General features: G+C 67.2%; 24 protein-coding genes. 13 read left to right on the top strand and 11 right to left on the bottom strand.

The window, feature by feature from the left end; all coding sequences use genetic code 11:
* Positions 1 to 68 precede the first annotated feature (68 nt).
* Entirely contained in the window at positions 69 to 329 is a 261-nt protein-coding gene (locus tag J0X25_RS32055; RefSeq protein ID WP_225896664.1) for a hypothetical protein, read from the top strand.
* 130 nt (positions 330 to 459) lie between these two features.
* Here J0X25_RS32055 and J0X25_RS32050 read toward each other — a convergent pair whose 3' ends face one another.
* Entirely contained in the window at positions 460 to 1,194 is a 735-nt protein-coding gene (locus J0X25_RS32050; protein ID WP_207287952.1) for a DICT sensory domain-containing protein, read from the bottom strand.
* Between the two features lie 76 nt (positions 1,195 to 1,270).
* Entirely contained in the window at positions 1,271 to 1,636 is a 366-nt protein-coding gene (locus J0X25_RS32045; RefSeq protein ID WP_207287951.1) for a DUF7344 domain-containing protein, read from the bottom strand.
* A gap of 157 nt (positions 1,637 to 1,793) precedes the next feature.
* On the opposite strand from J0X25_RS32045, the gene J0X25_RS32040 reads away from it, so the two are divergent.
* From J0X25_RS32040 to J0X25_RS32030, 3 genes are all read left to right on the top strand, one after another.
* Positions 1,794 to 2,354, top strand: a complete 561-nt coding sequence (locus J0X25_RS32040; protein WP_207287950.1) for a GNAT family N-acetyltransferase — start codon at positions 1,794 to 1,796, stop codon at positions 2,352 to 2,354.
* Between the two features lie 532 nt (positions 2,355 to 2,886).
* Positions 2,887 to 3,864: a flap endonuclease-1 gene (gene fen / locus J0X25_RS32035; RefSeq protein WP_207287949.1), complete on the top strand. Its 978-nt coding sequence runs from the start codon at positions 2,887 to 2,889 to the stop codon at positions 3,862 to 3,864.
* A gap of 181 nt (positions 3,865 to 4,045) precedes the next feature.
* Positions 4,046 to 4,357, top strand: a complete 312-nt coding sequence (locus J0X25_RS32030) for a hypothetical protein (RefSeq protein ID WP_207287948.1) — start codon at positions 4,046 to 4,048, stop codon at positions 4,355 to 4,357.
* A gap of 174 nt (positions 4,358 to 4,531) precedes the next feature.
* Here J0X25_RS32030 and J0X25_RS32025 read toward each other — a convergent pair whose 3' ends face one another.
* From J0X25_RS32025 to mvaD, 4 genes are all read right to left on the bottom strand, one after another.
* Entirely contained in the window at positions 4,532 to 5,683 is a 1,152-nt protein-coding gene (locus tag J0X25_RS32025) for an NAD(P)/FAD-dependent oxidoreductase (RefSeq protein WP_207287947.1), read from the bottom strand.
* A gap of 95 nt (positions 5,684 to 5,778) precedes the next feature.
* Positions 5,779 to 6,066, bottom strand: a complete 288-nt coding sequence (locus tag J0X25_RS32020) for a HalOD1 output domain-containing protein (protein WP_207287946.1) — start codon at positions 6,064 to 6,066, stop codon at positions 5,779 to 5,781.
* A 123-nt stretch (positions 6,067 to 6,189) separates the two neighbouring features.
* The gene (locus J0X25_RS32015) at positions 6,190 to 6,666 is read right to left on the bottom strand and encodes an Lrp/AsnC family transcriptional regulator (RefSeq protein ID WP_207287945.1); all 477 of its coding nucleotides are present in this window, start codon (positions 6,664 to 6,666) and stop codon (positions 6,190 to 6,192) included.
* 74 nt (positions 6,667 to 6,740) lie between these two features.
* On the bottom strand, positions 6,741 to 7,724 hold the full coding sequence (mvaD, locus tag J0X25_RS32010; protein ID WP_207287944.1) for a phosphomevalonate decarboxylase MvaD: 984 nt from the start codon (positions 7,722 to 7,724) through the stop codon (positions 6,741 to 6,743).
* Positions 7,725 to 7,889: 165 nt separating this feature from the next.
* On the opposite strand from mvaD, the gene nth reads away from it, so the two are divergent.
* The 3 genes from nth to J0X25_RS31995 all read left to right on the top strand — a co-directional run bounded on the left by nth (position 7,890) and on the right by J0X25_RS31995 (position 9,841).
* The gene (gene nth, locus J0X25_RS32005; protein WP_207287943.1) at positions 7,890 to 8,573 is read left to right on the top strand and encodes an endonuclease III; all 684 of its coding nucleotides are present in this window, start codon (positions 7,890 to 7,892) and stop codon (positions 8,571 to 8,573) included.
* 324 nt (positions 8,574 to 8,897) lie between these two features.
* Complete coding sequence (locus J0X25_RS32000) at positions 8,898 to 9,140, top strand: hypothetical protein (protein WP_207287942.1); 243 nt, start codon at positions 8,898 to 8,900, stop codon at positions 9,138 to 9,140.
* Between the two features lie 260 nt (positions 9,141 to 9,400).
* The gene (locus J0X25_RS31995) at positions 9,401 to 9,841 is read left to right on the top strand and encodes an SPW repeat protein (protein ID WP_207287941.1); all 441 of its coding nucleotides are present in this window, start codon (positions 9,401 to 9,403) and stop codon (positions 9,839 to 9,841) included.
* A gap of 102 nt (positions 9,842 to 9,943) precedes the next feature.
* Here the strand turns inward: J0X25_RS31995 and J0X25_RS31990 are convergent, their stop codons facing one another.
* Both J0X25_RS31990 and J0X25_RS31985 read right to left on the bottom strand, forming a co-directional pair.
* On the bottom strand, positions 9,944 to 10,795 hold the full coding sequence (locus J0X25_RS31990; protein WP_207287940.1) for an NAD(+)/NADH kinase: 852 nt from the start codon (positions 10,793 to 10,795) through the stop codon (positions 9,944 to 9,946).
* A gap of 162 nt (positions 10,796 to 10,957) precedes the next feature.
* The gene (locus tag J0X25_RS31985) at positions 10,958 to 12,271 is read right to left on the bottom strand and encodes a M28 family peptidase (protein WP_207287939.1); all 1,314 of its coding nucleotides are present in this window, start codon (positions 12,269 to 12,271) and stop codon (positions 10,958 to 10,960) included.
* A gap of 165 nt (positions 12,272 to 12,436) precedes the next feature.
* Here J0X25_RS31985 and J0X25_RS31980 point away from each other — a divergent pair, with 165 nt between their 5' ends.
* The 3 genes from J0X25_RS31980 (at position 12,437) to J0X25_RS31970 (ending at position 14,292) form a co-directional block, all read left to right on the top strand.
* Positions 12,437 to 13,501, top strand: coding sequence for a polyprenyl synthetase family protein (locus J0X25_RS31980; protein WP_207287938.1), 1,065 nt, complete (start codon positions 12,437 to 12,439; stop codon positions 13,499 to 13,501).
* 119 nt (positions 13,502 to 13,620) lie between these two features.
* Complete coding sequence (locus J0X25_RS31975; RefSeq protein ID WP_207287937.1) at positions 13,621 to 14,016, top strand: DUF7541 family protein; 396 nt, start codon at positions 13,621 to 13,623, stop codon at positions 14,014 to 14,016.
* A gap of 12 nt (positions 14,017 to 14,028) precedes the next feature.
* On the top strand, positions 14,029 to 14,292 hold the full coding sequence (locus tag J0X25_RS31970) for a DUF6684 family protein (RefSeq protein ID WP_207287936.1): 264 nt from the start codon (positions 14,029 to 14,031) through the stop codon (positions 14,290 to 14,292).
* 16 nt (positions 14,293 to 14,308) lie between these two features.
* On the opposite strand, the gene J0X25_RS39825 is transcribed toward J0X25_RS31970, so the two are convergent.
* Entirely contained in the window at positions 14,309 to 14,443 is a 135-nt protein-coding gene (locus tag J0X25_RS39825; RefSeq protein ID WP_284145151.1) for a hypothetical protein, read from the bottom strand.
* 382 nt (positions 14,444 to 14,825) lie between these two features.
* Here J0X25_RS39825 and J0X25_RS31965 point away from each other — a divergent pair, with 382 nt between their 5' ends.
* The 3 genes from J0X25_RS31965 (at position 14,826) to J0X25_RS31955 (ending at position 16,722) form a co-directional block, all read left to right on the top strand.
* Entirely contained in the window at positions 14,826 to 15,092 is a 267-nt protein-coding gene (locus J0X25_RS31965; RefSeq protein WP_207287935.1) for a DUF7520 family protein, read from the top strand.
* Between the two features lie 168 nt (positions 15,093 to 15,260).
* Positions 15,261 to 16,088 carry a hypothetical protein gene (locus J0X25_RS31960; RefSeq protein WP_207287934.1) on the top strand — a complete coding sequence of 276 codons (828 nt, stop codon included), beginning with the start codon at positions 15,261 to 15,263 and terminating at the stop codon, positions 16,086 to 16,088.
* Positions 16,089 to 16,368: 280 nt separating this feature from the next.
* Positions 16,369 to 16,722 carry a DUF7344 domain-containing protein gene (locus J0X25_RS31955; RefSeq protein ID WP_207287933.1) on the top strand — a complete coding sequence of 118 codons (354 nt, stop codon included), beginning with the start codon at positions 16,369 to 16,371 and terminating at the stop codon, positions 16,720 to 16,722.
* Between the two features lie 19 nt (positions 16,723 to 16,741).
* Here the strand turns inward: J0X25_RS31955 and J0X25_RS31950 are convergent, their stop codons facing one another.
* Together J0X25_RS31950 and J0X25_RS31945 are read right to left on the bottom strand one after the other, a co-directional pair.
* The gene (locus tag J0X25_RS31950) at positions 16,742 to 18,442 is read right to left on the bottom strand and encodes a methylmalonyl-CoA mutase family protein (protein WP_207287932.1); all 1,701 of its coding nucleotides are present in this window, start codon (positions 18,440 to 18,442) and stop codon (positions 16,742 to 16,744) included.
* A gap of 117 nt (positions 18,443 to 18,559) precedes the next feature.
* Positions 18,560 to 18,715, bottom strand: coding sequence for a hypothetical protein (locus J0X25_RS31945; RefSeq protein WP_207287931.1), 156 nt, complete (start codon positions 18,713 to 18,715; stop codon positions 18,560 to 18,562).
* Positions 18,716 to 18,796: the final 81 nt, after the last annotated feature.

Genomic DNA, 18,796 nt, shown 5'->3' with positions numbered 1-18,796 from the left:
ATCCGACGCGACTCCTCCTTGCGAATTCTTGCGCTGTCCCTTCCGACGTGACGGCCCGACCGTCGCGTATGAGCGAAACCGCGACCAGATACGTCGAGGCCGGCGACGACCGACCGGCGTACGTCGTCGGTCTCGGGGCGGTCGGCTCGGCCGTCTACCGCACCTCGAGCCTGACGTCCAGCGACCTCGAGGACGACGCGACGGAATCGGCCGACGGCGATCGGTTGACCGGCGTCGTCGACGAGGACGTGAACGGCCTGGACGACCTCTCCGAAGGGTGGGACCGCGACAGCGTCCTCGAGTACTGGTCGTCGATCGACGTCTCCTGAGAAGAGTGCGCCGAGGTGTTGGCCGACGAGTTCGACGAGGAGCGCGCGGGACCACTGTTCGGCGATGAAAGACGAGGTGCTGCGGACCCGTCGGTGGCGCAATCGGTTTTGAGATCCACGGGCCCGGCCGTTACGCGCCGTCGGTCGCGCACTCGAGGATCGCTCGCTCGAGAGTCGCGACGAGATGCGCGTCGTCGGTCCAGTAGCCCTCGAAGCTGTCCGCATCGCGCTCTCTCGCCAGGAGGGCGCTGTTCCAGAGCTGGTCGCCGCTCCCATCGAAGGTGAGAAACCAGTAGCCGCCGATTTCGCTCCCGGCGTCGGCGTGGATCGTCACGCCCGGGACCGACGGTCGGTCCCAGTCGTCGGCGATGTAGACGTGGACGTCCAGCGACGACTCCCCCGCGAGGCGGACGTACACCGGTACCATCGCCTCGAGCGCCGCCGCCCGCTGGAAGCCGACCCGGAGGGTTCCGCTACCCACGCGCCACGCGCGGGACTCGATCTCGCGGCTGATCGCGAGCAGCTGTCGCCGCTCGAGCGCGCTCCACACCGTCGTCTCGAAGACCTCGATCACGCGCCGATACGACGAGTCGTCGCCACCCTCCGCCCAGGGGGCGACGATCGGCGGCTCGAGGAACTCCCGGACGGCCGGCAGGCCGATCGCGGCGACGAACGCGTCGTCCTCGCGAACGACGAGAAATCCCTGATCGTCCCGCGTCGCTTCCGGAAGTTCCCGGTAGTCGACGGCGTCGATCCCCGTCTCGGTCGCGATCCGGTCGACGAGATCGGGCCGCGGCGGGGGCGCGTAGACGGTGACCGTCCGCGCGGGCGCCTCGAGTCGATCGAAGTACTCGGAGAGCGTCATCGGTTGCGCTCGACCGTCGGTCGCCGGTCCGTTCGGGTCCGATCGGTCGCGATCCCGTCGGCAGTCGGCCGGCCGGTCACGAGCCGGTCTCCGCGGCGCAGGCTCGCGCCGCCAGTTCACGGATCGGCTCGGGACAGGGCGCCAGCGACACCCGGTCGGCCTCCTCGTCGTGGGCGACGACGCCGACGTCGGCCAGCTTCGGGACGTGCGTTTGCAGGAGCCGGCGGTACCGCTGGTTCCGACACTGGGGTTCGATGACCCCGCCGTCGGCCGCGTGGCTCCAGGCGGTGACGACGTCCGCGAGTTCCGCGACCGATGCCGTCTCGTGCTCGAGCAGGAAGTAGAGGGCGAACCGACGGTCGCGGTCGCGAAGCGCCAGAAAGGCGTCGTCGAGGGCGTCCGGGTTCGCGGTCGGCTCGGTCGACGACTGTTCGGGATCCATTCTCACGGTTCCTACTCGATACCGCGGTGTTAGCCCTTTCCCCTTCATTCGCCGACGGTAATTGTGGACGGAGGGGCCCAACGGCGACCCGTGCCGGATCACGGCATCGACAGCGCAGTCGCCGGAATCTTAGTCGGTGGCGTCCGAACGACCGAGCGTGGAGTACGACCTGCTCGGCTGGCCGCCCGACGGCCCGAAACTCCGGCTCGACCACGAGCGGTTCAGCTACGCCGGCAAGTTCGTCATGACGAACACGGGAAAGGCGGTCTCGCGGACCGACGACGGCGAGATCGTCGCCGCCGTCGCGTTCAACGAGGATCGCACCGACGAGACGACGCTGTGGCTTCGCTACGTCACCGTCGCCCGCGACCGGCGCGGCGAGGGAATCGGGCCCGAACTCCTCCGGCGGGTCCGCGACCGCGCGCTCGAGCGCGGCTACGATCGCCTTCGAATCGCCGTCAACAACCCCTTCGCCTACGAGGCCCTCTACCGGACCGACTTCGGCTACACCGGCGAGACGACCGGCATCGCCGAACTGGTCCTCGAGCATCCGGCGCCCGTCGACGACGGAGACGACCGCAGCGGCGAACTGGATGTGCGCGAGCGCTATCAGTCGGGACTCGAGGAATTTCGCGAGCGCGACCTCTCCGACGAGGAGGAGGAGTTCCTCGAGTCACGCGAAGGGAGTGACCCGCCGGAATTCGGACCGCGCGATTAGGGAACGGAACACCTCACCCTCGGCGCGCGGTGCTGCGGCGAGCGGGAGCGAGACGCAGCACGAATCGCGAGGGATGAGTGAGCGACCATAGGGAGCGAGCGAATCGGCTGGGGAGGGTGTGGAAACTCCCCGTTGCCACGGTAGCACAGAGTAGCGAGCGGTTCCTATCGGTTGGTTTCGCCGTAGTTTTCCGACTAATTCGTCCGTAGCTTCTCGGACCGGACGGGAAACCGGAGCGGAACGAAACGGAAAACAGAATGGTGTCCTGCTAACGTGGCGGCAAGGAGTCGCCACACCCTCCCCAGCCGATTCGCTCACTCACTTCGTTCGTTTACTCATCCCTCGCACGGTTTCGGACCGCGGTTCGCTATTCGCTCACCGCAGTCCAGGGCGCGCCACCGCATATCGGACGAGTCAACTGAAACGATATCTGCACGGAAATCAGAGTTGAACGACGTGTGAACGACCGTACCGAGCAGTCGTCACCGAAGAAGCCAATGATACAAATCCCAGTCCGCCCAAGGAAGCGGTAATGGGAAACGCTGCACTCCGGGACATCGCCGTCATCGAGGAGATACCCTTCTCCGAGATCGAGGGCATCGTCGCCGTCGACGCGCACAACTGGCTCTACCGATACCTGACGACGACGGTCAAGTGGACCGACAGCGCGACGTACACGACCGCTGACGGCACCGAGGTCGCCAACCTCGTGGGGATCGTCCAGGGCCTGCCCAAGTTCTTCGAGAACGACATCACGCCGGTGATGGTCTTCGACGGCGGTCCCTCCGACCTGAAGGAAGACGAAATCGAGTCACGGCGCGAGCAGCGCCGGAGCTACGAGGAGCAACTCGAGACCGCTCGCGAGGAGGGCGACGAGGTCGCCATCGCGCAACTCGAGTCCCGGACCCAGCGGCTGACGCCGACGATCCAGGAGACCAGCCGCGAACTCCTCCGACTGCTCGACGTGCCGATCGTCGAAGCGCCGGCGGAGGGTGAGGCGCAGGCGGCCCACATGGTCCGCCGCGGCGACGCCGACTACGTGGGGTCGGAGGACTACGACGCCCTCCTGTTCGGCGCTCCGCTGACGTTGCGCCAGCTAACGAGCAAGGGCGACCCCGAACTGATGGATCTCGAGGCGACGCTCGCCCACCACGACCTCACGCTCGAGCAACTCATCGACGCGGCGATCCTCATCGGGACGGACTTCAACGAGGGCGTCTCGGGAATCGGTCCCAAAACCGCCATCAAAGCGATCACCGAACACGGTGACCTCTGGAGCGTCCTCGAAGCCCGCGGCGACCACGTCGAGTACGGCGACCGCGTCCGGCAACTGTTCCGAGACCCCGACGTGACCGACGACTACGAGTTCGAGACGGATCTCGACCCGGACCTCGAGGCCGCCCGGGCGTACGTCTGCGAGGAGTGGAGCGTCGACGAGGGCGAAGTCGAACGCGGCTTCGAGCGCATCGAGGAGAGCGTCACGCAGACGGGACTGGATCGCTGGACCTGACGTCGTTGGATCGCCGGACCCACCGCCGGTCGAACCCTCCCCCATATTCTGATAAGCGTCGCGTACAGTACCTAGTAAACCGCCGGAACGGACACCGGTGCACCGCCGCTCGAGCGTCCCGTCGGATACGCACCGAATAGTAAATGCCGACCGCGGACTCCGACGAAACGGGTGACCACCCATGCCACGACAGTCCGGTAGCGACCGATCCCGAGACGGCGCTCGAGAGTCGCGGCCGCCGGCCGATCGACCGGGTGAGCCCGCACCCGCGCCCGGACGATGGCTGCTGTCAACCGTGTTGCAGACCGTCGTCGCCGTCGTCGGGCTCGTCGTCGTCCTCTACGCGCTGAGTCGCGCGTTCGGCGTCGATCTCCTCGGCAGGACCGCCGCCGCGCTCGCGACTCAGACGGGCCAGTGGATCGCGATCGCCGTCGTCGCGCTCGTCGCCATGAGCGCGGCGATGCGAGCGGTCCGCTACGCTCGAACGCCCTGAGCCGGGACGACCCCGGTCGCGTTCGGTTCCTGACGTCGCGTGGACACACCCTATTTTCTTCGCGTGAACGACACCCGCCGATGATAGCTACGGCGCCCGGACCGAGGACGCCGTCGACTACAGAAGGCCGGCGAGCATCAGGGACTCGACGTCTCGCTCGAGTGGCTAGAGTGACTACCGCCGCCTGAACCGCTCCGGAACGAACTCCCGGTAGGCGAAGCCGGCCGCGTTCCCGGCGCCGCCGACGCCGGAGAGGTAGCCCACCCCGACGCTCGCCTTGAGGGCCTTCGCGGCCCGTCCCGTTAGGACTCGCGAGCCGACCGTGGCGACCGCGTCGTCGCCGACGCTGACGGCCCAGCCCGGAGAGTCGAAGCGAAACTGCTCGAGGTCCGGTTCGGACGGTTCGACGCCGTCGCGCCGCGCCTCGACGAGTCGCTCGATGTTCTCGGCCACCGTTCGGGCCTCGCGGACGGCCCCTTGCGCGCTCGGCGGGACCGCCTCCCCGTCGGCGTCGGTCACCCGCGCGGCGTCGCCGAGCGCGAACGTCCGGTCGTCGAGTCGGAGGTCGGCCCCGACGGCCGGTCGCTCGCCGTCGAACGCGTCGGCCCCGCGGATGCCGCCGGTCCAGACGAAGGGGTCCGCTGGCAGTCGCTCGCCCGACTCGAGGCGAACGCCGCCCTCGTCGGCGCCGACCACGGCGGTCTCCGTTCGAATCTCGATCCCGGAGTCCTCGAGCGCGCGTTCGACCGCGCGCTGGAAGGGGTCGGGGAACCCCGGCGCCACGCGATCCAGTTGCTCGAGGAGCGTGATCGACGCCGATCCGTGCTCCTCGCGGGCCAGCGCCGCGAGTTCGCCGGCGACCTGAACGCCGGAGAGACCGGCACCGCCGACGACGATCCGACCGTCGTCCTCCCGAAGCGCCCCGAGCGCTCGTCGCCGGATTCGACGGGCGTCGGCCAGCCGCTTCAACGGAAACCCGTGCTCGGGGACGCCCTCGAGGCCGTAGTACGCGGTCTGCGCGCCCAGACAGATCGCCAGGAGATCGTACTCGAGCGTGCCGTCCGACAGGGACACGAGCCGTCGATTTCGGTCGATACTCTCGACGCGGGCGACCCGGACCGTCGCGCGCTCGAGGGCCGCGGGGAGCGACACCGTGATCTCGTTGGCCAGCGCCGGCCGCCGGATCACGCGGTGGAGTTCGTGCTGCACGAGGTGGTCCGGCGACTCGTCGACCAGCGTGAGGGCGACGTCGGCCGGGAGGTCGGACTCGAGTAGCTTCGTCAGGGTCAGCCCGGCGTAGCCCGCGCCGCAGACGACGACGTGCATAGCGGCGGCTACGGGCGCGAGCGGTATAGTAGCACGCCGACTGCAGATCAAATCAGAGTAGTACGTCTCTCACGACGGAACTCGGTAGATATCCGTCACTCGTCAGGCGAGAGCCACTCGCTCGAGGGAATCTCCTCAGTCGACGCCGAGACCTCCACGTGACCGGTACCGGTAACCACGACGGACCGATCCCCGTATCGAAACTGGATCCGAACGTTCTCCGTCCCGGATCGAACGAGGGCGTCCAGCGCCTCGGGGTCGACTACATCGTAGAGCGTGGGTTCGAAGTCCAGCGGTGACGTCCCGGATGCGGTGGCGACGGCCTCGACGACTCGCTCGCTCGGTGCGCGGCGGTCGTCTGGTGGGTGAGTCTGATCGGGCATCGAGTACGGGTATCGCTTTAAAGGCCTAAAAAACGTCGCTCACCGAACAGTTTCCGTCGTCCCTTTCAACCCGTCGCAACACTGGCCGGAACGCGATCGGATTTTTGCGGAATCGTTCCGAAATTAGCCGTCGCTCGTGTACTTCTCCCCGAAGTGGTCGAAGACGCGGGTGGTCTCTTCCACGACGACGCTCGTCTTCGTGATCTCGACGCCGAGTGCGTGGAGTTCGTCCGCGACCGCCTCCGCTCGCTCCTGTGATCGAATCACGAGTTCGATGTGGAGGTCGTCTTCGTCGGCCAGCAACCGTCTGACGCTGATCACGTTCTCGATCTCGCTCACCTTCGTGACGACCCCTTCGTCGTCGGTCTCGGGACGGACGGTTCCCAGGAGGATCAGCCGCTGCTCGAACCCGGCCTTCTCGTAATCGATCGCCGGTGCGTAGCCCGTGATGACGCCGCGTCGCTCGAGGTCGTTGATCCGCGAGGCGACGGTGCTAGAGGCGAGGTCGACCCGCTCCCCGATCGTCTCGGTCGTCGTGTTGCGCGCGTCGTCTTGCAGGACGTGGAGGATCGCCATATCGTCCCTGTCCAGATCGGCCATTGGATGGACAACGACTACGAGCGGCGCCACTATAAGAGTCGCCCAGCGGAATCGATTCCGACGGGGTCAGAACCCTAAAAGAGGTGTTTGTCCTCGTCGAGTAGCTTGGCGGGGCCGCCGACGTCCCAGACGGTCGTGGAGACGCCACAGTCCGAGATCGCTTCCTCGACCTCGTCGGCGTGTTCGTCGGTGGTGTTGACGTAGACGCTGGCGCCGGTGTCGGTCGAGAAGTAGACGGGGATATCCTCCTCCTCGCGGAGTTTGCGCACCGTGTTGAAGATCTTCAGCGTCGCCGGCTGCCAGTAGACCCACCCCGAGGGGCCGGTCATCGTGGTCGCGGCCAGCGAGAGGGAGTCCTGTTCGGCGAGTTCGAACGCGCGGTCGAACTCGTTGTTCCGCAGTGCGTCGCGCATGTCGGACAGTTGGCCGTGGATGTGGGCCATCCGCGACTCGAACATGTGGCTGTCGGCGGCCTCCTCGTGGGCGTCCTCGGTCTCCTTGTGGTAGGGGACGAGGCCGACGACGATCTTCAGGTCCTCGTGGATATCGGTCGGGATGCGCCGGGAGCGACAGTCTTCGTCGTTCAGGCCGGTGTGCAGTTGCGAGAACGCGCCGGTGACGGCGCGGGCCGCCGAAGCCGACCCGACCCGAGCGATCGTCGAGATCTCCTGCCGCGAGGCGTCGATCTCCGCAGCGTCGGCCAGCGCCATCGCGGCGGCGGCGAAGCCGGACGACGAGGAGCCCAGACCCACGTTCGACGGGAAACTGTTCTCGCTCTCGAGGCGGACCGGGTAGACGGTGTGGGCGGCGTCGGACTTCTCGCGGGCCTTCTCGACGACGGCCTCGACGCGCTCGTAAGCCCGGCCGTCGAGTTCCTCGCCGTCGACGACGAAGGTGTCCTCCTCGTAGTCCATCGAGAACTCGACGGTCGTGCGGGTGTGGCTCGGCGCCGTACAGAGGCTGATGCTGTCGTGATAGGGGAGTCGCTCGATCTCGTCGCGCATCCCGTGGTACTTGACCAACCCCTGAATCGGGTGGGCCATGGCGGTGGCTTTCATACCCGAATAGCCGGATGACGACCGCTTAAAGGTCACGGCATCCGAACGGACGGGGTGCTGTCACCGGCGCGTCGGTTCCGCGCGCCCGGGTCGAGCCGTCGTCGCTCGTACCGTCGTCGCCCGTGACCGATACGCTCAAATGGACGCTCTCGCAACGAACGCCCCATGGGAACCCCGCTCGAGAGCCGCGCCGCGCAGGCCGAGGAAGTCGTCGACCGACTCGAGGAGGCGTATCCGGACTCGACGATCTCGCTTCGGTACTCGAATCGCCTGGAGTTGCTGATCGCGGTGATCCTCTCGGCGCAGTGTACCGACGAGCGCGTCAACGAGGAAACGAAGCACCTCTTCGAGAAGTACGACGGGCCCGAAGAGTACGCCAACGCGCCCCAGGAGGAACTCGCGGAGGACCTGAACTCGATCACCTACTACAACAGCAAGGCGGGCTACATCAAGAGCTCCTGTCGGACGATCCTCGAGGAACACGACGGCGAGGTGCCGGACACGATGGACGAACTGACCGAACTGTCGGGCGTCGGCCGGAAGACGGCCAACGTCGTCCTCCAGCACGGCCACGACGTCGTCGAGGGGATCGTCGTCGACACGCACGTCCAGCGACTCTCGCGGCGACTCGGACTCACCGAGGAGGAGCGCCCCGAGGCGATCGAACAGGATCTGATGGGGATCGTCCCCGAGGGCTACTGGCAGCAGTTCACCCACCTCTGTATCGACCACGGCCGGGCGACCTGTACCGCCCGCAATCCCGACTGCAGCGACTGCGTGCTCGCGGACATCTGCCCCTCGGAAAAGGGCTACGGCGAGATCGATCTGGCCTCGGGCGACCCCTGGTAATCGGTCGAACGAGAATCGTTCCGGGCCGACTTACCGCCGTACGGTGGTGCGCGCTGTCGGCCGACCGAACGACAGTGAGGGCGGCCGATGACACCGTGCGAGGGATGAGTGAACGAACGGAGTGAGTGAGCGAATCGGCTGGGGAGGGTGTGGCAATCACCGTTGCCACGGTAGCAGAACGCTCGATTTATCCACGAGACGACTCACTCGAGCAGCCGAACGATCAACGAGACGACTGCAGACGAACTGGGAATTTCGTTCTAGCCGACCTTCGCAAGCCCAACGCCTTTTCACGGTTCGACGGTACCCGGACACGGGATCAGTATGTCCGACAACACTGACGAGACCGGCAAAGACGAACACGGGCGGGACGTCGAACTGGCGCACGAAGACACGGACGCCGAGGCCGAGGACGAACTCACGGAAGAGGAGATGGAGGCGCGAGAGCGCCAGGACGAGGAACAGCGCCGACAGGACATCGAACACAAGTCCGACGAGCGGGTCAACGACGCCCTCGAGCAGGAGAACCCGGACAGTCACCGCGACGAGGAGCCGTACAACAGCTAGTCGACGCTCGAGCGCTTGCGACCGCTCGAACGACTCCGCTGCCGACGGCCCGCCGTCCACGCCGGCGCTCGCGATTTTCGTTTTTCACCACCCTCGAGTCACGACGTTCGAAGTCGTCACTCTGCCCTCGAGTCGCGACAGCCTCGGTTCGTACACCCCCGAATTACGCCGCTCTCGAGTGCCGTACGACCTTCTGTGAGTAGCCCTACAACCGCAGGCACGACCGCTTTCCCTGAGACCCGGCTACGACCGGTGAAGACATGAGCGAAACACCGACGGATACCGACTCGAACACGACTAGAGCCGACCGCAACAGAAACACCCTCAACACCGACGTGATGCAGTGGCTCAGCGCCCTCGTCGCGCTGATCGGCCTCTACGTCGTGGCCTCGCCGTTCATCTTCGAGGCCACGGACCAGGCCATCTGGAACGACACGCTCGTCGGAACGGGCGTCTTCCTGCTGGCGGGCTACAACTTCGTCCGCCTGTCGCGCGATCGGCTGGCGAGCGTCGGCGTCGCATCGCTGGCCGCCCTGCTGGGCCTCTGGCTACTCATTGCGCCCAGCGTAATCGACATGGGCAGCGAGACCCTCGCGACCGGGACGGCCGCCTCCGGGGCGGCCATCGCCGCCCTCTCGGCGTACAACGCCTACGCGAACAAGAAGGCCGACGCGCCCGACCACGTCGGCACCCGGGCCTGAACTGCGACGCCCGGCGCTTCGGTGACGACTGGCTTTTTCTCCGCGAACGTCGCCCGTTACGACTCGAGTCGACCACCCATTACGACTCGAGTTGACTACTCATTACGACTCGAGTACCCCATCCGGAACGGACAGCGTCTCGAGCGCGCCGTCTACAGCGATCGTCACACGGGAATCGACGTCGACCGTCGCCACGGACCGCCCGTCGGCGACCAGTCTGACGTCGCCCTCGTCGCGTTCGACCGTCACCGCGAGGTCGTCGTCCGGGAGCACCCACCGCCGGGTCTGCGTGACGAAGGGGGCGATGGGGGCGACGGCGACGGCGTCGACGGCTGCCGAGAGGTGAGGTGCGTCGACGGCGCTGGCGTAGCCGTGACTGCCGGCCGGCGTCGCGATCACGACGCCGTCGGCCCGGAACGTCGCGACCGACTCGCCGCGACTCGAGACGCCGTACTCGGAGATGCGTGCCGGTTCGTCGGTGACGAGCGTGGCGTCGAACAGCGCGTACTCCCGAGCGCCGTCGCGCTCGACCGAGTCGGCTGCGTCACCAGTCGATCCACGTCCGGCCGCGTCGCCGCGGTCCTCGACCTCGAGTCCCAGTATCGGGTGCCGGTGGATCCTCGCGTCTCCCTCGAGGACGGCCTCGAGCGCCGCCGGTAGCCGATCGAGATCGACCGCGTCGATCCCGGTCACGTCGCCGACGGGGAGAACCGGCACGTCGGGTCGCCGTCGAGCGACCGCCGAGAGGGCGTCCTCGCCCGCTACCACGAGAACAGACGGCGACCCCGCGAGCACGTCGGCCGCGTCGCCGCCGACGGCCGTGGCGTCGTGGGCGTCCAGCGTCGGCCGGAGCGCGTCCTCGAGCGACTCGGCGCCGTCGCTCGGTCCCGCCTCGACGTTCGGGTCGACGATGCCGACGACCGGTCGCTCGTCCGCGGACCACGCGGCGTCCATGTCCGCCCGTTGGCGCGGGGCCGAAAAAAGCCGTTGGGTTCCCTACTCGTCGTATAGTACCAACTGAAACTGTTTACACACCGATCGCACTATCCGCGGTTCTCACTCGCTTCGCTCGCTCCGAACCGCGCTCCTGTCGTGCGATCGGGTGTGCACTGACTTTCAGTGGCTACTATAGGGCCAGTCGCCGGTGATCCGCATGCCGTCCGCCAGGTCCTGGGCCTCGAGGTCGGCGGCGATTGCCTCGGGATCGCGGTGCTCGACGGAGGTCTCCTCGCGGGCGAGTTCGACGACGAGGTCGGTCAGGAGGATCGCCTGCTCCCGGAGCGTCCGTTTCTCGAGTTTCTCGATGGTGTCGGCGGAGGTGTGGCCCCAGCCGCGGCCGACGTCGTCCGCGGTCGAGTTGACGTACGCGCCGGGAACGCCCCACTGGACGAACGACCAGTGGTCGCTGTGGGGACCGAGCGTCGGATCCGTCTCGATCGGGTGGCCGTGTCGGTCCGCGATTTCGTCCGCGACGGCCTCGAGGACGTCGAAGCCGTGGGTCGTCACGGAGAGCGTTCGACCGCGCACGACGCCGTCGTTGTTGACGATTGCCTTGATCGTCTCGCGGTCGGTCGACTCGGCGTAGCGCGAGGAACCGACCAGTCCGACCTCCTCGGCGCCGAAGGCGACGAACTCGACGCGGGTCTCGAGGTCGTCCGCCCGCGTCGCGAGCGCGTTCGCGAGTTCGACCACCAGCGCCGTTCCCGCGCCGTTATCCATGGCACCCTCGGCGATGTCGTGGGCATCGACGTGGCTGGTCACGAGGACGCGCTCCTCGGTATCGGGGCCGAGTTCGGCGTGGACGTTCTGACTCCGGGCCGAGTGAACGTCGGCCTCGACCGTCAGTTCGATCTTCTCCCCCGCGAACCGACGGGATAACCGGGCGCCGACCTCGCTCGAGACGCCGACGGCCGGAATCTCGCCGATCGGATCCTCGTCCGTTCCGACGCTTCCAGTCGGGGGCAGACAGCCCTCGACGTGGTTCCGGTAGACGAAGCCGGCGGCGCCCGCGTCGACGGCGTGGTAGTACTTCTCCCGCCGGTGGACGTAGCGGTCGGCGTAGTCGGGGATGTCGCTGCGGACCAGAACGATCGCCCCCTCGAGATCGGCCTCCTCGAAGTCCGCCGGGAGCCCGTAGCCGAGGTCGACCAGCGGCCCGGTCGCGCGTTCGGACGGACTGCGCGGCAGGGCGATGCAGTCCTGGGTCGTCTCGCCGGCCGCGATCGAACTGTCGCCGCGCGTCCAGCCCTGAATCTCGACGGACTCGAGGCGGGCGTTTCGGGCACCGGCGTCGGCCAGCGCGTCGCGAGTCAGTTCGGCGGCCTCGCGCTCGCCATCGCTGCCGGCCATCCGGTTCCCGACGTCGACCAGTTCCTCGAGGTGGCTCCAGCCGACGTCGCTCGTAAAGACGTCACCGATCCAGTCGCTCATACCGACAGCGTGGGGCGACGGCCGGGTAACTGTACCGCTCGCGAACGGCGGTACCGGGGCTCGAAACCGGAGTCGCGGGGCACGGAAAACGAGAGCGATCCAATTAATCGCAACTGACAACATAAACTGGGAAACTTTTTCACGCCCCCCACGCACGGGACGAGTATGCGGGAGACGCTTGCCGACTGGCGACCGGCCATCGACGAGGCGATCGCCGACCTGGTCCCACGCGACGTCGACGCCGACTATCTCGAGTCGTTCTTCGGTGATCCGACCTACGAGTACGATTCCGGGGGGATCCAGCGGGCGCTGTCGACGCCGCTGTGGGACCTCCTCGATCGGGGCGGGAAACGGTGGCGCGCGGTGCTCTTTCTCGTCTTCGTCGAGGGGTTCGGCGAGGACCCCGCCGACTACGTCCACTACGCCTGTATCCCGGAGATCCTCCACAACGGGACGATCATCGTCGACGACGTCGAAGACGGCGCCACGATTCGACGCGGCGAGCGCGCCCTCCACCACGTCTACGGACATGACATCGCGCTCAACGCCGGCAACGCGATGTACTTCCTGCCGCTGAAAGTGCTGACCGAGGACCCCGGCGACCTCCCGGCCGAGCGGCGACTGGCCGCCTACGAGATGCTGATGTACGAACTCAACCGGACCCACCTCGGCCAGGGGATGGACATCTGCTGGCACAACGAACGGGCGGTCCGGGTCGGCGTCGACGAGTACCTCGAGATGTGCGCGTGCAAGACGGGCTGTCTCGCCCGGATCGTCGGGCGCCTCGCGGCCATCATCACCGGCCAACCCGACGACGTGGAGCAAGCCGTCGCGACGTACGCGGAACTGACCGCGGTCGCCTTCCAGATCGGCGACGACATCTTAGACGTCGAACACTCGCTGGGTCGGGCCGGCGACTTCGGCAAGGAGTTCGGCAACGACATCCGCGAGGGGAAGAAGACGCTGCTGGTCATCCACGCGATCGAGGAGAGCCCGCCCGAGCGGGCCGAGCGACTCCAGGCGATCCTCGGCGCCGACTCGAACACCGACGAGGAGATCGCCGAGGCCCTCGCGATCATCGAGGACGCCGGCAGCCTCGAGTACGCCCGCGAGTTCGCCCTCGACCTCGCCGCGACGGCCCGCGAGGAGATCGACCGACTCGCATTCGACGACGAGACGACCCGGAAGCTCCACGAGTTCACCGAGTTCGTCATCGAACGCGAGGCGTGACGGACGGCGACGAGCCGCGCTAAGTACTCGATTAACCAACAGTCACCGGTCGACCACTGTCTCGAGAACGGACGAACGGCCCTAGCTACTACTGGGGGGACGTGGTAGCCCCGAATCGAATGGCCGACCACTCGCGCGCGAACGACAGGGAGCAGCCGACGGCGAGCCCGTGGCCCCTCATGGTCGCGCTCGGGCTCGTCGGCTCGGAGGTCGGGATCGTCGTCGACCTCTTCCCGGTCGCGGTCGGCGGCCTCGTGCTGTTCGCCGCGAGCGTCGCCGGGATCCTCGCCGAGTCCGGCCACGTCGAGAGTCCGTGGCCGCTCGCGACGGGACTGGGCGCCCTGTTCGTCGTCGCGGGTGCCCTGCTGTACGCGCTCGGTACCGGTGTCCTCTCGGTCGCCGCGCTCGAGGGACTCACGGGACTGGCGACCCGCGGCCTCGCGATCGCCGTCGCCGGCGTCGTCACGGTCGCCGGGACGGTCCTCGTTCGCGCTCGAAGACGATCCACCCGCTAACTCCACCCACTCATGAGTAGAGCCGCTTTCGACTCGGAAATCACGCTCGACCTGGCAGTCAACCTGATCCCGCTGGCGATCATGGTCTTCTTCGTCGCCCTCTTCGCGGTGTTCAACCCCTGGGGCGTCGCGATACTGCAGTCGACGATTCAGTTCGCGATCTTGCTGTCGATGATCGCCACGCTCGGGTTCGTCACCTACTACGCGGCGCGCGTGATCGAGGGCGACGAGCGGACCCACCACGACGTCGCGGAACCCGAACTGGAGGAGCACTGACCGCCCGCCGCCGCCGTCAGGTGACGATCAGGACGTACCCCGTCAGCGACATCAGTACCGCGATTCCCACGAGTAACAGCAGGAACAGCTCTTTCTCGGCGAACCGTCGCCGCGAGTCCGCGCCGTCGGAGTCGGTGGTCTCGGAGTGCACGGCTACCTGCGACGCTACGACGTGAGCGGGCAAAAAACCGACGCGGAGTCGCGCGCCAGTAGTACCAACTGAAACTGTTCACACACCGATCGCACGACAATTATGCGATCGGATGTGCACTGACTTTCAGTCGCTACTATAGCGGGCGGGAGACGGCCGTCGAGTAACCGACGGAGAGGATGGGGGTGCAACGGCAGGGTGACAGGACCGGGTCCAGTGCCGACGACCCTGCCGTACGTACACGTAGGACGGCATCCTCGATATCAGTGGCCCCAAACAAATTTGGTTCCCCTCGAGGCGGCGCGAATCTGGCGGAATCGGCCCGCTCGAGCGCGGACGTGAAACCGCAACGGCCTCGTATCCGCGCGGTGAACCGACGGGCGTGACTGGTGATCGCCGACTCGGCGGGCGCCGCGTGGTGGGTGGCCTCGTCCTCGCGCTGAGCGCCGCGACCGCCGCCTTCGGCGCCGTCCTCGGCTACGCCCTCCCCGCGTGGAGCGGCCTCGAGACGATCACCGTCCTCGAGCGGTCGATTCCCGCCACGCCGATCACGTTCGCTCTCTACGGCGGCGTCGCGGTCGCGCTCGTGCTGGGTGCCTTTCTGCTGGTCGTCACGGTGCTGTCGCGGTTCGACGACGACGCGGTCTGACTGCGACGGGTGCCGCGGGCCACTCCGCTTCGAACCCGTCGTCGGTCACTTCGTCCGGCGGTTTCGACGCCGGGACGTCAATCGAGGGGCACACTCACGGCCCCGAGGTCGACCGTTCGCGAGCGGTATCCCGCGGGAATTATCCTCTCCGGCACGCAACCGGCCCGTATGCCGCCGACGAACCTGCTCGTCATGGGGGCCGCGCTGCTGTTCGGGCTCGCGGTCCTCGCCGCCGGAGTGATCATCGCGTCGATGGGTGTCGGCCGGATTCGACTCGCCCGACGGCTCCGTGCGGCCGGGCCGATACCGCTCCGCGAGGTTCCCGACGCGAACCGGCTCGTCGAGTTCGCGGGAACCGCTCGAGCGAGCGACGAGGGAACCCTCGAGGCGCCGGTCTCCGGCACTGCCTGTCTGGCGTACACGGTGCAGTCTCGCTCCCGCGACGAAACGCGGCCGGACGCGACGTGGACCCACGACGCGGCGGTGTCGGCCGGCGTTCCGTTCGTCGTCGACGAGGGCACGGACCGCGTCAGAGTCGACCCCGCGAGCGCCGTCCTCTCGCTGACAGACCGTCCCTCAGCCGCGACGGCCTGGACGGACCGGGCCGACCTCTCGGCCGACGTCCGCGATCGGCTCGCGGGGATCGGCCTTCCGAACGCGGCGACCGACGGCGACGGCGCCGACTCGAGCGACGACCTCCGCGAGTACCGGGAACACCGAGAGTACCGCGAATACCGCCTCGAGCCCGGTGGTGACGTCCACGTCTACGGCGGCACCGTCACCGACGGGGCCGACCGCGCGTCCGATCCCGACGCGCCGGTCACCGTCGCCGGCGACGACTGGTTCGAAGTGTCGGTCGGCGACCGGCCGACGGTGATCCCCGACCGGCAGCGCTCCGGCTCCCTCTACGTGATCTTCGGCGGACTGCTCGCGGTTCCGGGACTGGGGTTCACGCTCGCCGGAATCGTCGGGCTGGTGTCGACGCTCGTGTTGTGACCCGATCCTCGCGTCGTTCCGATCGATCGGGGAAGCGTGGGTGGAACGATCCGGGGACCGTACCGACGGAACGGTGAACGCCAGGGTGGCAGCCCCTCTCGAAGCGGTTCTGCACCGCGCACGAGAGTCTGCGCCGCGTACGAGAACCTCGTCGCGAGCACGGTGACGGTCACGCATCAGGGCGGAGAGTGACGTCATCTCCGTTCCACCTCCGCACGCCCCACTCTGGGTGGTGTATACAACATATCCCCTCTTCCGCAAAGAGGTGCGTTATCCGTGTATGGTTGGGCCACAACAGTCGCACGAATCCGTCAGCACCGTCTTCGAAATGCTCTCACACCGCCGCCGTCGGTACGCCCTCGAGTGTCTTCGGGAGTACGAGAACCCGCTCCCCTTGGCCGATCTCGCCGACGAGGTCGCCGTCCGGGAGCACGACGCGCCGATCACGGAGATCCCACCCGAGGAGGTGAGACGGATCTATCTCACGCTGTACCACACGCACGTTCCGAAGTTGGCGGCCGCGGAGTACGTCGACTACAGTCAGGAACGGGATACGGTCACCCTCCGGGAACACAGCGAGCGCTCCGAGCAGCTTCGAGCACACCTCGAGGCCAGCGGTTGCGCCACGAGCTAATCGGTGACCGGTCGCCGCCTCACGCCAGGCCGATCTCTTCGCTGTAGGCGCCGTACTGCTCCTCGAAGACGCCCATGATCTCGCCCATCGTCGCGTACGCCTTCACGGCGTCGACGATGTACGGGATCGTATTTTCGCCGCGCTCGCTCGCCTCGCGGAGCGCCTCGAGCGCGTCCTCGACGGCCGCGTCGTCTCGATCCGCCTTCACGTCCTCGAGGCGGGCCAGTTGCCGCTCGGCCGTCGTCTCGTCGATCTGGAGGATCTCGGGACTGGTGTCCTCCTCGAGCGTGTACTCGTTGACGCCGACGACGACCTCCTCGCCGCGCTCGACGCGCTCCTGGTACTCGTAGGAGGCCTCCTGGATCTCCCGGAGGAAGTAGCCGTCCTCGATGCCCTTGAGGACCCCGTCGCGGACGGAGCCGTCGCCCATCTCGCGGATCTCCTCGAGGTAGCCCATCACCCGCTGCTCGGTCTCGTCGGTGAGCGCCTCGACCGCGAAGCTCCCGCCCATCGGGTCGACGATGTCCGCCGCGCCGGACTCCTCGGCGATGATCTGCTGGGTGCGCAGGGCGACCCGGACGGCCTTCTCGCTGGGCAGCGCCAGCGCCTCGTCGAAGCTGTTAGTGTGCAGCGACTGCGTGCCCCCCAGCACGCCGGCGAGCGCCTGGATCGTCACCCGAACGACGTTGTTCAGCGGCTGCTGGGCCGTCAGCGACTGGCCCGCCGTCTGCGTGTGGAACTTGAGTCGCTTCGACTCGTCGACCTCCGCATCGTACCAGTCGTCCATCACGCGGGCGTAGATCCGTCTCGCAGCGCGGTACTTCGCGATCTCCTCGAAGAAGGCGTTGTGGCAGTTGAAGAAGAAGGAGAGCCGCGGCGCGAACTCGTCGACCGCGAGGCCACGTTCGAGGGCGTCCTCGACGTAGGCGAAGCCGTCCGCGAGGGTGAAGGCGAGTTCCTGCACCGCCGTCGACCCGGCCTCGCGGATGTGATACCCGGAGACGGAGATTGGGTGGAACTTCGGCGTCTCCTCGGTGCTGAATTCGACGACGTCCGTGACGAGATCCAGCGAGGGCTCCGGGGGGATCACCCACTCCTTCTGGGCGATGAACTCCTTGAACATGTCGTTCTGGAGGGTCCCGCGGAGATTCTCGCGCGGAACGCCTCGCTGGTCGGCCAGCGCGACGTACATCGCGTAGATCACCGGCGCGGAGGGGTTGATCGTGAAGGACGTCGAGATCTCCTCGAGATCGATCCCGTCGAAGAGGATCTCCATGTCACGGAGCGTGTCGACGGCGACCCCCTCCGTGCCGATCTCCCCCTGGCTCATCGGGTCGTCCGAGTCGAGACCCATCAGCGACGGCATGTCGAAGGCCACCGAGAGGCCGGTCTGGCCCTCGTCGATCAGGTAGTGAAAGCGCTCGTTGGTCTCCTCGGCGGTTCCGAAGCCCGCGAACTGGCGCATCGTCCACGTCCGCCCGCGGTACATCGTCGGGTACGGCCCGCGGGTGTACGGCTCCTCCCCCGGGAAGCCCAGATCCTCGAGGTAGTCGAGGTCGGCGACGTCCTCGGGGGTGTAGAGCCGATCGACGTCGAGATTCGAGACGGTCGCGAACCGGTCCTTGCGCTCCCCGTGGGCGTTGAGGGTGGGCTCGAGCGTTTCCGCCTCCCACTCGTCGGTGGCCTCCCGGATCGCCGCGAGCTCCTCGTCGTCGTACATGGGTGCAATATTTGCCGAACGCGGCATTAAGGATTCCGGGGATTGGTAGCCCGTGACGAAGGTCAGCCGTCGGCTCGAGGGACGTCTTCGCCGGCTCCGCGAGCGGCGACGAACCGATCAGGCGAACCGGCTGAACTCGGTACCCCCGCAGTCACAGCGGTCGCCCAGTCCGATCAGGAAGACGTCCCCGTCGGCTTCGATCTCGGCGGTGAAGATGGACTGGCAGTCCGCACAGCGCACGGCGGTCTTTCGCTGGGTCTGGGTTCGTGCCATACTAATCTGAACGGCCGATGACGTGTTGAATCCGTTCCCAACGTACAGTGGGACGAGGGGCCAAAACCGTGCGCATCGACC

This window comes from Haloterrigena alkaliphila (genome assembly GCF_017352155.2).
In the GTDB taxonomy this organism is placed as follows: Archaea; Halobacteriota; Halobacteria; order Halobacteriales; family Natrialbaceae; genus Haloterrigena; species Haloterrigena alkaliphila.
The sequence above is the reverse complement of the archived record's forward strand: the minus strand, read 5'-3'. Positions and strand labels throughout refer to the sequence as shown.

Excerpts from the sequence above, each read along its gene's own strand:
- J0X25_RS32050 (WP_207287952.1), bottom strand. The coding sequence starts at position 1,194 with ATGACGCTCTCCGAGTACTTCGATCGACTCGAGGCGCCCGCGCGGACG.
- nth (WP_207287943.1), top strand. The coding sequence starts at position 7,890 with ATGGGAACCCCGCTCGAGAGCCGCGCCGCGCAGGCCGAGGAAGTCGTC.
- J0X25_RS31990 (WP_207287940.1), bottom strand. The coding sequence starts at position 10,795 with ATGGACGCCGCGTGGTCCGCGGACGAGCGACCGGTCGTCGGCATCGTC.
- J0X25_RS32045 (WP_207287951.1), bottom strand. The coding sequence starts at position 1,636 with ATGGATCCCGAACAGTCGTCGACCGAGCCGACCGCGAACCCGGACGCC.
- J0X25_RS32015 (WP_207287945.1), bottom strand. The coding sequence starts at position 6,666 with ATGGCCGATCTGGACAGGGACGATATGGCGATCCTCCACGTCCTGCAA.
- J0X25_RS32020 (WP_207287946.1), bottom strand. The coding sequence starts at position 6,066 with ATGCCCGATCAGACTCACCCACCAGACGACCGCCGCGCACCGAGCGAG.
- J0X25_RS31985 (WP_207287939.1), bottom strand. The coding sequence starts at position 12,271 with ATGAGCGACTGGATCGGTGACGTCTTTACGAGCGACGTCGGCTGGAGC.
- J0X25_RS31980 (WP_207287938.1), top strand. The coding sequence starts at position 12,437 with ATGCGGGAGACGCTTGCCGACTGGCGACCGGCCATCGACGAGGCGATC.
- J0X25_RS31970 (WP_207287936.1), top strand. The coding sequence starts at position 14,029 with ATGAGTAGAGCCGCTTTCGACTCGGAAATCACGCTCGACCTGGCAGTC.
- J0X25_RS32055 (WP_225896664.1), top strand. The coding sequence starts at position 69 with ATGAGCGAAACCGCGACCAGATACGTCGAGGCCGGCGACGACCGACCG.
- J0X25_RS31950 (WP_207287932.1), bottom strand. The coding sequence starts at position 18,442 with ATGTACGACGACGAGGAGCTCGCGGCGATCCGGGAGGCCACCGACGAG.
- mvaD (WP_207287944.1), bottom strand. The coding sequence starts at position 7,724 with ATGAAAGCCACCGCCATGGCCCACCCGATTCAGGGGTTGGTCAAGTAC.
- J0X25_RS31995 (WP_207287941.1), top strand. The coding sequence starts at position 9,401 with ATGAGCGAAACACCGACGGATACCGACTCGAACACGACTAGAGCCGAC.
- J0X25_RS32000 (WP_207287942.1), top strand. The coding sequence starts at position 8,898 with ATGTCCGACAACACTGACGAGACCGGCAAAGACGAACACGGGCGGGAC.
- J0X25_RS31960 (WP_207287934.1), top strand. The coding sequence starts at position 15,261 with ATGCCGCCGACGAACCTGCTCGTCATGGGGGCCGCGCTGCTGTTCGGG.
- J0X25_RS32025 (WP_207287947.1), bottom strand. The coding sequence starts at position 5,683 with ATGCACGTCGTCGTCTGCGGCGCGGGCTACGCCGGGCTGACCCTGACG.
- fen (WP_207287949.1), top strand. The coding sequence starts at position 2,887 with ATGGGAAACGCTGCACTCCGGGACATCGCCGTCATCGAGGAGATACCC.
- J0X25_RS32030 (WP_207287948.1), top strand. The coding sequence starts at position 4,046 with ATGCCACGACAGTCCGGTAGCGACCGATCCCGAGACGGCGCTCGAGAG.
- J0X25_RS31945 (WP_207287931.1), bottom strand. The coding sequence starts at position 18,715 with ATGGCACGAACCCAGACCCAGCGAAAGACCGCCGTGCGCTGTGCGGAC.
- J0X25_RS31975 (WP_207287937.1), top strand. The coding sequence starts at position 13,621 with ATGGCCGACCACTCGCGCGCGAACGACAGGGAGCAGCCGACGGCGAGC.
- J0X25_RS31955 (WP_207287933.1), top strand. The coding sequence starts at position 16,369 with ATGGTTGGGCCACAACAGTCGCACGAATCCGTCAGCACCGTCTTCGAA.